The sequence below is a fragment of the Streptomyces sp. NPDC090045 genome, assembly GCF_044747975.1.
In the GTDB taxonomy this organism is placed as follows: Bacteria; Actinomycetota; Actinomycetes; order Streptomycetales; family Streptomycetaceae; genus Streptomyces.
Genome location: NZ_JBIVFA010000004.1, coordinates 207222 through 219577, shown reverse-complemented (window position 1 = coordinate 219577; position 12356 = coordinate 207222). Strand labels below are relative to the sequence as shown.

At 72.2% G+C, this 12356-nt stretch carries 12 protein-coding genes; 2 read left to right on the top strand and 10 right to left on the bottom strand.

The window, feature by feature from the left end; genetic code table 11:
* Positions 1 to 24 precede the first annotated feature (24 nt).
* A complete protein-coding gene (locus ACIPYQ_RS13205; protein WP_401249839.1) occupies positions 25 to 615 on the top strand; it encodes an RICIN domain-containing protein in 591 nt (196 codons plus the stop codon).
* A 99-nt stretch (positions 616 to 714) separates the two neighbouring features.
* On the opposite strand, the gene ACIPYQ_RS13200 is transcribed toward ACIPYQ_RS13205, so the two are convergent.
* The 9 genes from ACIPYQ_RS13200 to ACIPYQ_RS13160 all read right to left on the bottom strand — a co-directional run bounded on the left by ACIPYQ_RS13200 (position 715) and on the right by ACIPYQ_RS13160 (position 9006).
* A complete protein-coding gene (locus ACIPYQ_RS13200; protein ID WP_361756445.1) occupies positions 715 to 1197 on the bottom strand; it encodes a VOC family protein in 483 nt (160 codons plus the stop codon).
* A 125-nt stretch (positions 1198 to 1322) separates the two neighbouring features.
* Entirely contained in the window at positions 1323 to 4901 is a 3579-nt protein-coding gene (locus ACIPYQ_RS13195) for a CDP-glycerol glycerophosphotransferase family protein (protein ID WP_401249836.1), read from the bottom strand.
* A 169-nt stretch (positions 4902 to 5070) separates the two neighbouring features.
* Complete coding sequence (locus ACIPYQ_RS13190; protein WP_361756451.1) at positions 5071 to 5445, bottom strand: hypothetical protein; 375 nt, start codon at positions 5443 to 5445, stop codon at positions 5071 to 5073.
* Between the two features lie 83 nt (positions 5446 to 5528).
* Positions 5529 to 5975 (bottom strand): roadblock/LC7 domain-containing protein, encoded by a 447-nt coding sequence (locus tag ACIPYQ_RS13185; RefSeq protein WP_361756454.1) that lies wholly within the window; start codon positions 5973 to 5975, stop codon positions 5529 to 5531.
* Positions 5976 to 6046: 71 nt separating this feature from the next.
* Positions 6047 to 6838, bottom strand: coding sequence for a transcriptional regulator (locus ACIPYQ_RS13180; RefSeq protein ID WP_361756457.1), 792 nt, complete (start codon positions 6836 to 6838; stop codon positions 6047 to 6049).
* Positions 6835 to 7230, bottom strand: a complete 396-nt coding sequence (locus ACIPYQ_RS13175) for a hypothetical protein (RefSeq protein ID WP_401249831.1) — start codon at positions 7228 to 7230, stop codon at positions 6835 to 6837. The genes ACIPYQ_RS13180 and ACIPYQ_RS13175 overlap by 4 nt, the downstream gene beginning before the upstream one ends.
* A gap of 160 nt (positions 7231 to 7390) precedes the next feature.
* On the bottom strand, positions 7391 to 7633 hold the full coding sequence (locus tag ACIPYQ_RS13170) for a helix-turn-helix domain-containing protein (protein ID WP_374772450.1): 243 nt from the start codon (positions 7631 to 7633) through the stop codon (positions 7391 to 7393).
* A gap of 122 nt (positions 7634 to 7755) precedes the next feature.
* Positions 7756 to 8376, bottom strand: coding sequence for a DUF6461 domain-containing protein (locus ACIPYQ_RS13165; RefSeq protein ID WP_401249827.1), 621 nt, complete (start codon positions 8374 to 8376; stop codon positions 7756 to 7758).
* 66 nt (positions 8377 to 8442) lie between these two features.
* Positions 8443 to 9006, bottom strand: a complete 564-nt coding sequence (locus tag ACIPYQ_RS13160) for a TetR family transcriptional regulator (protein WP_361756466.1) — start codon at positions 9004 to 9006, stop codon at positions 8443 to 8445.
* A 143-nt stretch (positions 9007 to 9149) separates the two neighbouring features.
* On the opposite strand from ACIPYQ_RS13160, the gene ACIPYQ_RS13155 reads away from it, so the two are divergent.
* Positions 9150 to 10475, top strand: coding sequence for a helix-turn-helix domain-containing protein (locus ACIPYQ_RS13155; RefSeq protein WP_401249824.1), 1326 nt, complete (start codon positions 9150 to 9152; stop codon positions 10473 to 10475).
* Here ACIPYQ_RS13155 and ACIPYQ_RS13150 read toward each other — a convergent pair.
* A complete protein-coding gene (locus ACIPYQ_RS13150; RefSeq protein ID WP_401249821.1) occupies positions 10393 to 12333 on the bottom strand; it encodes an APC family permease in 1941 nt (646 codons plus the stop codon). The two genes, ACIPYQ_RS13155 and ACIPYQ_RS13150, sit on opposite strands and share 83 nt — an antisense overlap.
* Between the last annotated feature and the right edge of the window lie 23 nt (positions 12334 to 12356).

Here is a 12356-nt window from a genome sequence, read left to right as displayed (position 1 = left end):
CGCCGTACACGAAAGGCATTGAGCATGAACTCCACGATGCGCACGTCCGTCCGCTCGGGTCTGGTCGCCCTGATCGCGGTGGCGGGGACGACGGTCCCCCAGGCCGTCGCCGAGGCCGGCCCCGCCACTGTTCCCACCGCACAGACCGCCTCGGACCTGGGGGTCACGCTGGCCCCCAACGAGCTGTGGCAGCTGCGCAAGCGGGGCAGCCGTTTCGAGATCGCCAATGTCCACAGCGGCATGTGCCTGAAGGTGAAGGGCGGCTCGAACGACAGCGGCGCTCCGGTGGTCCAGGCCGAATGCGGGACCGCGAGCGAGCAGTTGTGGAAGTCGGAGGTCACCGACGGCGGCACGTTCATTCAGCTGCGCAACGCCAACTCCGGCAAGTGCCTCGACATCTCGGGAGGTACGGCACGCAAGGGCGCCAAGATCATCCAGTGGGACTGCAACGGCGGCCTGAACCAGAAGTGGTGGGACACGGACAACATCGACGGCAACCCCGGCTGGTGGATCAGCGGCACCACCCCGAGCGGCGCCCCCACCTGGATGTGCCTGGACATGCCCGGCGCCAGCACGTCCTCCGGCACGCAGGCCGCCGTGTGGGAGTGCGTCTAGCCACCCGCCTCCCGGCCCTGCCCGACCGGGGAGGGCGGGGCCGGGGAGAGAGCGGCCGGGGAGGGCGGAGCCCGGGAGGGCACTCCCGGGGCAACACGCCTAGGCCGCGTCGGCCGCCCGGCGCATCTCCGCCACGTCCAGCTTCTTCATCTTCATCATCGCGGCGGTGGCCCGGGCGGCCCGCTCCGGGTCGGGGTCGCTGACCAGCTCGACGGCGCCGGGCGGAATGACCTGCCAGGACACCCCGAACCTGTCCTTGACCCAGCCGCAGGCGGACTCCTGGCCGCCGTCCTTGGTCAGCGTGTCGTAGTAGTAGTCCGCCTCGGGCTCGTCGGCACAGTTGATCATGAAGGAGATCGCCTCGGTGAAGGGGAACTGCGGTCCGCCGTTGAGGCCGACGAACTGCTGCCCGTTGATCTCGAACTCGACGGTCATCACCGAGCCCTCCGACCCGGGGTTCGCCTCCGTGTAGCGCGCGATCCGGCCGATCCTGCCGTCCTTGAACACGGACACGTAGTACTCGGCGGCCGCTTCCGCGTCGCCGTCGAACCACAGGCACGTGGTGAAACCGTTCCCGCTCATCTCTGCCTCCAGGCCGGTGCGTGGACGGTGGATACCGTTCCTCACATACAGACCGGCCCCGGGCCCGAAATTCATCGGTGGCCCGGGGCCGGTCTGTGTTCGGCCGGGTTTTTCGCCCGTACGGCTTACTTCGCGGGCGCCGCGCCCATGGCGAGCATGCGGTCGACGACGCGCTCGGCGGCGTTGCCCTCGTCCAGGTCGCAGAACTCCTCGCGGAACGCCGCCCGCGCCTCGGCGTACTGCGCCCCGACCTCGTCGGCGTTGCGCACGGCCTCGATCAGGCTCGCCGAGTCCGCCAGCAGCGGGCCGGGCGCCTTCGCCTCCAGGTCGAAGTTGAAGCCGCGCAGCGTGCCGCGGTAGTGCGCCAGGTCGTACGTGAAGAGCAGGATCGGCCGGTCGGTGTGCGCGAAGTCGAAGATCGCGGAGGAGTAGTCCGAGATCAGCACGTCGGCGACGAGCAGCAGGTCCGCGGCGTCGGGCCAGCGGGACACGTCGACGACGAAGCCGTCGCGGACGCCCTCGCGGACCTGCTCGGTCACGTGGTGGTGGCCGCGGACCAGCAGGACGTGGTCCTCGCCCAGCTCACGGCGGGCCTGCTCCAGGTCGATCCGCAGGTCGAGCTTGTAGCCGCCCGACCAGCCCTCGCAGTTCTCACGCCACGTCGGCATGTAGAGGACGACCTTCTTGCCCTCGGGCAGGCCGAGCCGCCGCCGGACCTCCGCGATCCGCTCGGCGTCGGGCCGTACGAGCGCGTCCGTACGCGGGCTGCCGGCCTCGATGACCTCGCCGTCGTAGCCGAGGGCGCGCTTGAGGATCGGCGTGGCGTAGGAGCTCGGGGAGGCCAGCAGGGACCACTGGGCACTGTCGTGCTCCAGCCCCTCCAGGATCTCCGGGCTCGTGTAGTAGTCGTGCACGAAGTCGTGCCCGATCTGCTTGATCGGCGTGCCGTGCCAGGTCTGTACGACGACCTGGCCGGCGCGGCGCTGGAAGAGCTGCGGCACGTTGTCGTTGGTCACGTAGTAGCGGGCGCGGGCCAGCACCTCCCACGACTCCACGCTGCCGTACTGCACGGCGCGGGCGGTCGCCGGAACCTCGGCGCGGCCGTCGCGGACCAGCCAGATGTGCTCCAGCTTCTCGCCGCGGCGCAGCAGTTCCTCGTGGATGGCGCGCGGCGAGTCGCCGGCGCCGTTCCCCTGGAAGGTGTCGTAGACGACCATGTCCTTGACCGGCAGGGCGCGCTGCGCCGGGTAGGTCTCGAAACGGGCGACGCGCTGGGCGAAGTGGGAGCGGTCGTGCGGGCTCAGCAGCGGGTCGGCGACGAGCACCATGCGGTCGTGGAAGCGGGTCTCGACCCGCATCCGGCGGCCCTGCGTGCTGAAGGGGTGCGGGCCGGCGAAGAGCAGGCCCGGGCCCATCTGCACGGGAGCGCCGCGGTCGACGCCGAGCAGGCCCGCGGTGGTTCCGGCCTGGGCGACCGGGCGCAGCGTGGGCCACCAGCGGCCCTCGGGGAGCGTGGTCCGGCCGGCGTACGCCTCGGGGAGCACGGGCTGGAAGGTGGTCGAGAAGGCGTCCCCGTCACGGGTGACCGGGTAGCTGAACTCGACGCCGTGGGCGTTGTGCAGGACGAGCTCGTACGGCTCGTCGGTGGGCGCCACGAAGCGGCCCCGCAGGGTCACGGTGCCGTCCTCGGCCTCGACCTCGTCCACCAGCGGCGGGGAGGGCTGCACCGAGAGGGTCAGGTGTCCGGTGTTGCCGCGCTTGGCGAAGAGCGAGCGGCCGGTGTGCTCGCCGGGCAGGGGCAGGACCAGGCCGTTGAAGCCGCCGCGCTCGTCGTGGACCATGCGGTGCTCGGTGCCGTCGGCGCCGATCACGGAGAGGCTCCAGGGCTCGGGGGCCCACTCGCCGGGCTCGACCTCGGCGTCCGGTACGGCGGCCAGCTCGGCCAGCGCGACGCGCGCGGTGAAGGGGACGCGGCCGGAGCGGGCCGCGACGGTCTCCAGCGGGAAGCTGAGGACGGCGCCGGTGGTGACGTGGACGGCACGCAGCGCGGACGCAGCACCGACCTCGGCGGAGAGCTCGCCGCTGATCTCGACGGCGTCGTCACCGGCGGGGTGGACGTCCAGGGCGCGGGCGCGGACGACCTCGACCTGGATGGTGAGGGAACCGGAGACGGCCGGGACGATCCGGACGTCGGGGGCAACCCACTGCGGGGGCGGGTTCTGGCCGGTGTCGTGCTCGCCGCCGCGCAGGCGGGCGCGGTGCAGACCGCCGGCCCCGGTGACGGCGATGGAGGTGGTCCATATTCCGTCGCGCCACTTGCCGCCCGACTGGAAGATCGAGGGGTCGACGACGGCGGTGAAGCCGGCCCAGTCGGCGTGCCGCAGGGCGAGGTGCGGGGACTTCACGGTGGCCATCGGCGAGGCGACGGTACGGGCGCCGACCACGGAGCGGCGGCGCTTGCCGCCCTCGCGGAACACCAGCATCTTGCGCGAGCCGAGGCGGCTCTCCGCGCCGAGGTGGCCGGGGAGGGCGTAGCCGCGCAGCAGCAGCTTGCCGTCGGCCCAGGCCGCCTGCTCCAGGCGGCTGACGACGCGGCGCTCGCGCGGGCCGAGGGTGAGGACCTTGGTGGGGACCGGCGGGCGGCCCTGCAGGAAGGGGTAGTCCGCCTGCGGGCGGGCGAGGCCCTTGACCGGCACGCTGTAGTGGTAGTCGCGCTGGTGGTGCAGGAGGGCGATGAAGTCCTCGACGCGGCCTTCGCCGGCCAGGTACGCCTTGAGCCGGTCGGCGACGGTCAGGTCGGGCCAGGGGCCGGTGCCGATCTCGCGGACCAGGCCGCCGACCTCCTTGACGAAGGCGGCGCGGAAGTCGGCGCCGCCCTCGGCTACGTACTTGTAGATGAGCGGGAGTTCCTCGCTCAGCACGTTGTAGTCGTAGTCGCGCAGGTAGCGGACGTACTTGGCGCCCTGCTTGGCCTTGAGGGACTCGCGGACGAGGCGGACGGACTTCACGCGGTCGATCAGGGAGATCGGGTCGGTGGAGCGCTGGGTGATGGAGCGCTCGCCGGTCTCGCGGACGCGCCAGTGGTAGACGCAGTCGCTGATGATGTCGACGCTGGACGCGAAGTAGTGCGCGGGGATGCTGACCGGTGCGTCCTCGTAGAGGATGCCCTCGGGGTACTGGAAGCCGTGCTCGTCCCAGAAGGTGCGCCGGTAGACCTTGTTCCACGCGGTGCGGTCGGTGACCAGCGCCGGGAACTTGGAGATGTGGGTCTTCAGCTGGGTCTTGGCGAAGGCGGCCCGGTGGCCCCACGACTGGTTCATGCCGACCGAGCGGAAGCGCTTGACGTTGCCGCCGGCGAAGTCGGAGCCCGTCTCGTCGAGGGCGTCGATCATGCGCTGGTAGGCGTAGTCCGGCATGGTGTCGTCGCTGTCGACGAAGGCCAGGTACTCACTGTCCGGGTGGATGTGGCGGGCACCGGCGTTGCGTGCGGCGCCGAGTCCGGCGTTCTCCTGCATCACGACGCGGAAGCGCTTGTCCCGGGCGGCGAAGGCCTTGGCTATGACGGCGCTGGTGTCCGTGGACCCGTCGTCCACGAGGATGGCCTCGAAGTCGCCGAAGGTCTGAGCGGCGATGGATTCCAGGCACTCGTCGAGGTAGAGCTCGACGTTGTAGACGGGGACGACGATGCTCAGGCGCGGGGGCATGGGTGGCGGATTCTCCAGCGTTTTGTGCTTTATCGATGATCAGCTGCTCACAGCATCCTACTAGGTAGCAGAATCATGAACTCCTCCCTTATCGGGCATACCACGGCTGATCGCCGAGGCGGACGGCAAAGATTTAAGCCGCCCGCCACCTCGACGTCGAGGTTCCGGGTCAGACCTCCAGTTCGGCCTCGATCGACTTGAGCTGGTGGCGGGCCATCGCGAGGTTGGCCCGGCCCTTGTCGAGGGCGAGGTAGAGGAAGAAGCCCGAGGTGCCCCGGCCCTTCAGCAGACGGATCAGGTGGTACTGGCTGCCCAGGGTGATGAGGATGTCCTCGATCTCGTCCTTGAGGCCCAGCATCTCCATCGTGCGGACCTTGGCGCGGACCACGTCCGTGTTGCCGGCGGCAGCGACCGTGAGGTCGAGGTCCTTTCCGCCGCCGACGGTCCCGAGGGCCATGCCGCTGCCGTAGTCGACGAGGGCGGCGCCGAGCGCGCCTTCGATGGTGGTGGTGGCTGCCTTGAGTGTGGTTTCGACGGTTGCCATGAGGGGTTCCTCTTTCTTCTTTCGTGGTGTCGTGTGCTGTGGCGGTACGTGGTTCGGGGTCGCTCCGGTGGCGCCGTACGGCGTCAGGCGGGCGGAGCGGGCGGCAGCGGGGGAAGGGGCGGAACGCCGGAGCCGCGCCGCCCGAGGATGTGGTCGATCAGTTCGGCTATCCGGAGGCTGGAGCGCCGGGCCTCCAGGTGGAGGCGCCCGACGTTGACGCGGGGCTCCGCGGTCAGGGTGAGGACGGCCGCCGTGCCCGCCGCGTAGGTGGCCACGTATCCGTCCTCGCCCCGCACCAGCAGCTCGCGGAACGCGCCCTGCCCGGTGCTGTCGCTCAGCCGCTGGGCCACCCCGAGCGCGGCCGCGGTCAGGGCCGCGACGGCTTCGGCCTCGGCGGCGGCGCTGTCCTGGGCGAGGACGAATCCGTCGGCGCTCGCGGCGAGCGCACCGGTGAGCTGGGGTACCCGGGCCCGCAGCCTGCGGAGCTCGGCGAGTATCTCGGCCTCCGCCTCGGGGGGCACCGTACTCATGTCGGGCTTTCTCCTTTCGGGCTGCCTCCGCTCGGAGCGGTCGGCGCGCAGGGCCGGTCGCAGCGGGAGCCTCACAGGCTTGCCTCCAGTGCGTCGCGTAAGCGGCGGAGCAGCGCCACGTCCGGGGATTGGGCCTGGGTCATCCAGTCGGGCAGGGGTGCCACGTCGGGGGGCGGAGCCGGGGTGTGCGGGGTCTCGACCAGTCCGGCCGCCGCGAGGCGCCGTACGTCGAGGAGCGTGTGGAAGGCGGGCCGACCCAGCACCCACGCGAGGTCCGCCGGGGTGCGCACGCCGTCGGCCTCGCGCAGCAGGATCCGCTGCCGGACGCTGACCGTCTGGCCGGGCGAGGCCGCTCGGGGCACCACGGGGGCGGTGTCCAGCAGGGGGTACGGCCAGACCGCGTCGAGCAGTTCACGGCGGCGGCGCGTCTCCCGTTCGACGGCGGCGGCCGGGACGGAGCGGACCGAGCCGATCCAGTGGGTGGCCCCGCGGCGGAACCGGGAGGGCCCGCTGCCCGGGGACAGTGCGAAGAACGCGGCGTCGAAGATGGCGGCGAGGTGGCAGATCTCCAGCTCCCCGCCGGCGAGCCCGCCGCTGTCGACGAGGAAGCGGGCGACCTGGCGGCGGGCGCCGGCCCGGTCCACCGCCTCGCGCCAGCGCTCGGGGGCGAGGCCGCCGCCGGTGGTGAGCAGGACGTCGAGGCCCGGGGTGGCCGGGCTCTCGGCGTGGACTATTCTGCCGTCCTCCAGGAAGAGGGTGCCGCGGTCGCGGAGCAGGGCGCCGGTGGCGCGCTCCGCGGCGAGCCGGGTGAGCAGGGGGGAGACGGCGGCGAAGGCGTTCGCCGCCGTGGCCGGGGTGGTCATCTGAGCACCAGCCCTTCGGCCAGGGCCCTGAGTCTGTGGCGGGCGAGGGCGAGGTTGCCGTCGGCTCGATCGAGCCACAGGTGCAGGAAGACGCTGCTGTCGAAGCTCGTGTCGACGAAGCGCAGGACGTGGTAGCCGGTGCGGGTGGTGACGATCAGGTCCTCGACGGGCGGTCCGGCCGTGTCGTCGCCCGCCGCCGGCGAGGCGAAGGACTCGTACTCGGCGGCCGCCCGGGCCAGCTCGGCGGTCTCGGCGGCCGTGGTCTCATGGTCTCCCACGGGAGACTCCCCGGCGGTGCCGAGGGCCAGTCCGCTGCTCCAGTCGACCAGCGCGGCCCCCCGCGCACCAGGCAGGGCCATGGCTTCGAGCAGGCATTCGTCGATCCCGGGCACGCGGGCTCCCCTCCCGGCCGGATGTGCTGTTTGCACGGTCGTACGGCGCGACAGGAGGGAACTTACTCAACTTCCACAGTGCGAAAGGGCGTTCTGGCATTTTCCGCTGGAACATGCCATGAAGGGCGTGAGAGCTTGGCCGGAACGCGTCGATATTTGATCACGAAGCGAGCGGAAGATCGTCCGCAAGACGGAACGAGCCGCCCTCGCGCTGCACGTACCCCTCGTGGCTGAGGGTGCGCAGCAAGTGGTAGACGGTGGGCAACGGGATCCCGGTGACACGGGCGAGCCGCTTGGCCGTGGCGCCGCCCTCGGCGTACATCGCTTCCACGAGGCGCAGCGCGCGCTGCACGGAACCGATCAGGGTGGGTGCGCTGTCCTTCTGGCTGTGGTCGGTACCCATGGTGAGTCCCCCTGCTCGGTGCGAGGCCTGGCAAACCCATCAAAGTCGCTCACCGGCCGCAAAACCAGCGGACTCGCGTAAACCTGAGCATAAGATCACCGGATACCTGTCGGCCGGTTCCGCTAGCGCGTGCAGGTCACGTACGCCGGGAGCGGGGTGTGCTCGATCAGGTGGCGCGGCAGCGACAGCCCGAAGCGGTGTTCCAGGACGGCGAGGGTGTGGCGGTCGCGGTCCTCGAACGGCTCCTCGTCGGGGCGTGCGCACGCGCCGTCCGGTGTGAGTATCTTGGCCGCGATCAGCTCCGGAAGCAGGAAGTCCGGCTGGTGGCCGCCGCGCCAGCATTCCTCGCCGAGGCCGAAGCAGCACACCAGCTCGCCGCTGCGCGCGTACGCGAACTGCTTGGGCGGGTGATCGGGCTGGGGGTCGAGGTGGACGGCCTCGACGCCGCCCCGGGAGACCTCGGCGAGCCGTTCCGCGCCGGCCGGCAGGCCGTGTTCCACGGCGAAGGACCAGTCGCCCCACCGGCCGACCCGGGCCACGCCGTCCCCGTCGACCGTCTCCGTGACCATGCTCCAGGCGGCCGGCGCGCCCAGCGGCCCGGGCCGGACCCCCGGCACCGCGCCGAGCCGCGCGGCGAGTTCGTCGGGGCCGATGCCCCGGGCGAAGGTCAGGCCGACGAACCATCCGTCCCAGTCGGCCAGCCACTGGATTCCGCCGGCCGCGCCGGCTCCGCCCTCGGCCATGTGCGCCATCCCTGCACTCCCCACGGTCTCCCCCGCGATGCCGGTGCTCCCTCACCGGCACGATAGTCAGTCCGCGGACCGCTGCGGGAGGAGGCGCTCGACCATCGTCTCGATGAGCCCCTCCACCGGGTGGGCCTCCAGCATCGCCGGCGCGGTCAGGTCGTCCACGATCAGGCCCAGCATCGCGAGGTAGAGCAGGACCACGCCCTGCCGGTCCCCGGGCAGGCCCGCCTCCATGTGCCAGGCGATGTTCGCCTCCAGCTCCTCACCCTGGAAACCGGCCAGCTCCGCCTGGAGTTCGGGCCGCCGGGTCCCCTCCAGCCGCAGCTCCAGCATCGCGATGTGCACGCTGCGCTCGCGCCGCATCCGCTCCAGGAGCCGGGTCAGCAGCACCTTGGTGTCCAGCGGGCCGGCCAGGTCCGCCGGCTCCGGCGTCAGCCGCTCCCGGGTGCGGTGCAGGATCTGCACGAGCAGCTGGGCCCGGTTGGCGAAGTAGTTCGAGGCGGTGCCCGTGGGCACGCCCGCCTCGGCGTCCACCGCGCGCAGCGTCAGGCCGCGCGAGCCCTCGCGCGCCAGGACTTCGATGGCGGCGTCGAGCAGCGCGGCGCGGCGCTGCGGATTCTGGCGCATGGGCGGTCCCTGGAGGGTGGGTGCGGCACGTCGCGTGAGGCACATCGAGTGATCACTGCAAGTGCAGTGCTTCGCTCACGGTAGCGGATGCGCCCGCCACGGGCCCTCCCCACCGTCCCCTCCCCCGTGTCAGGCTGCCCGTCATGGAGCGGATCATCGAGGAGATACGCGAGGACCTGTCCCGCCGGATCGCCGTCGCGGCGGACCGGCTCGCCGACCGGACGCTGACGGAGGACCCCGCCTACGCCGCCCTGCTCGGCCGGGCGGAACTGCGCGAGCGGATCCACCACCACCTGCGCCAGGCCGTCGAGGGCCTGGTCCGCAGCTCGCGGGGGCTGCCGGTCGAGCTCGCCGACGCCCGGGCCACGGGCGTCCTGCGGGCCGAGCAGGGGCTGCCGCTCGCCTCCCTGCTGCGCATCCACCGCCGCGGCGGCCGGGTGCTCTGGCAGACCCTCACCGAGGCCGTGGCCGCACACGACCGGGCGGCGCTGCCCCGGCTGCTGCCGGGCGCGACCGCGTTGTGGGACGTACTGGACCAGATGACGGACGCCCTCACCGATGCGTACCGCCGTACCGAGGCCGTGCGCGCCGACCGTGACCGGGAGCGCCGGGCGGCCCTGCTGGACGTCCTGCTGGACGGGGCGTCCGACACCGGCGGACCGACGGCCGCGGAGGCCGCGGCCCGGCTGGGCCTACCGGAGCGGGGCCGGTTCGCGGTGGTCGTGCTGGGGTCCGGCGGCGAGGGTCCGTCCGCCGCCCCGGCCGCGAACCCGGCTGCCGGACAGACCCACGCCGCCGCTCCGCGCGTGCTGTGGCGGGTCCGCGGCGACGGGGAGATCGGCCTGGTGGAACTGGGCCACCATCCGCTGGAGTCCGTACGGGAGCTGCTCGCGCCGCTCGGCCTGCGCGCGGGGGTCAGCCCGGTCGTCGGCGCGGCGGCCGAACTGGCCGGGGCGCACCGGCTGGCGGCCCTGGCCCTGCGCACGGCTCCGGAGTCCGGCGGTCCGCGCACGGCGCTGCTGGACGAGCGGCTGCCGGCGGCGTTGGTGGCCGCCGAGGCCGAACTCGCCGGCCGGCTGCGGCAGGTGGTGCTGGGTCCGGTGCTCGCGCTGCCCGTCGAGGACCGGCGCACCCTGCTGACCACCCTCGGCACCTGGCTCGCCTGCCAGGGCTCGACCACGTACGCCGCGCAGCGCCTGTACTGCCACCGCAACACCGTCTCCAACCGGCTGCGCCGCCTGGAGCAGCTCACCGGCCGTTCCCTCACCGACCCGCGGCACGTGGTGGAACTGGCGCTGGCGCACGCGGCGGTGGTCCAGCACGCCGCGGCCCTGCACGCCGCCGCGGGCCGGCCCGCCCCGGCCCGGCAGGCCGCCGGGGAAGCGTCTACCCCTCCTGCCGCGCGGGCTGCGCGGGTTTCGCCGACTCCAGCAGGTACGGCACGTCGATCACCGCGACGCCCGGCGTGAACAGCAGCCGCGCCTTCAGCCGCAGGGCGTTCTGGTTGTGCAGCGGCTGTTCCCACCAGTGGCCCACGACGTACTCCGGGATCACCACCGACAGCACGTGCGTGGCGGAGTCCGCGGCCAGTTCCTGGACGTGGGCCATGATCGGGCCCACCACCTCACGGTAGGGCGAGTGCAGGATCTTCAGGGGAAGGCCCGGATCGTGCGCCGCCCAGGTCTCCCGCAGCCGGGCCGCCTCCCCCTCGTCGGCGGCGACGGTGACCGCCGTCAGGGTGTCGGGGCGCAGCCCCTGCGCGTAGCCGATGGCCTTGAGCGTCGGGGCCTGCACGGCGGCGACCAGGACCAGGACGTGGTGGCGGGCCGGCTTGCGCGGTCTGGCGTCGGGGGCCACGGTGACCTGCCGGGCGACCTGGTCGTAGTGGCGGCGTACGCCCTTCATGCCGAGGAAGAGCAGCGGCATGGCGATGACGACCAGCCATGCCCCGTGCGTGAACTTGGTGAGCAGGACGATGACCAGGACCAGGGCCGTCAGGCAGGCGCCGACCGCGTTGATGGCGCGCCTGCGGTGGATGTGGACGCGCTCCTCGCGCGGGGTGGCGGGCGAGTCGAGTTCCTTGCGCCAGTGCCGGACCATGCCCGCCTGGGAGAGGGTGAAGGAGACGAAGACGCCGATGATGTAGAGCTGGATGAGGCGGGTCAGCTGGGCGTCGAAGGCGACGATGAGGGCGATCGCGGCGAGCGCGAGGAGGACGACGCCGTTGGAGTAGACGAGCCGGTCGCCGCGGTTGGAGAGCTGGCGGGGCGCGTACCGGTCCCTGGCCAGGATCGAGGCGAGCATCGGGAATCCGTTGAAGGCGGTGTTCGCCGCGAGGATCAGCACGCCGGCGGTGACGGCCTGGAGCAGGTAGAAGAGGAAGTGCCAGCTGCCGAAGGTGGCGCGGCCGATCTGGGCGAGGGCGGTGGAGGTCGCGGTGCCGGGCGGCAGGCCCAGTTCGGTGGGGTCGGCCGCGACGTGCACCTGGTACGACATGGCCAGGGCCGTGATGCCCATGAACATCGTGACCGAGAGCGCGCCCATCGCGGCGAGCGTGGTCGCCGCGTTCCTGGCCTTGGGCTTGCGGAAGGCCGGGACGCCGTTGCTGATCGCCTCGACGCCGGTGAGGGCGGTGCAGCCGGAGGCGAAGGCGCGCATCGCGAGGAAGACCAGGGCGATTCCGGTGTAGGTGCCTTCCGCGATGATGGGCAGGTGGGCGGATTCGGCGCGGATGGTCTCGCCGGTCCCGAGGCGTACGGCGGCGACGGCGAACATCAGGTAGATGACGAGGACGAAGCCGTAGGTGGGGATGGCGAAGACGCGGCCCGACTCCCGTACGCCGCGCAGGTTCATCACGGTGAGCAGCACCACGAAGGCGACCGACAGGGCCACTTCGTGGTCGTTCAGCGAGGGGATGGCGGAGGTGATGGCGGAGACACCGGAGACGACGGAGACCGCGACGGTCATCACGTAGTCGACGAGCAGGGCGCTGGCGGCGGTGAGCGCGGCGCTCTGCCCGAGGTTCTCCGCACTGACGACGTACGCGCCGCCCCCGCCGGGGTACGCGTGGCAGGTCTGCCGGTAGGAGGCGACGACCACCACGAGCAGGAAGACGATGGCGGCGGCCGCGTACCAGGTGAGGTGGAGCAGTGCGACGCCGCCGAGGGCCAGGATCAGCAGGATCTCCTCGGTTGCGTACGCCACCGAGGAGAGCGGGTCGCTGCAGAAGATCGGCAGGGCGAGCCGTTTGGGCAGCAGGGTCTCGCCCAGGCGCGCGGTGTCGAGGGGTTCACCGACGAGCATGCGTTTCGCATTGATTCGCCTCATTGGGGCATGATCGTCGATTCTTT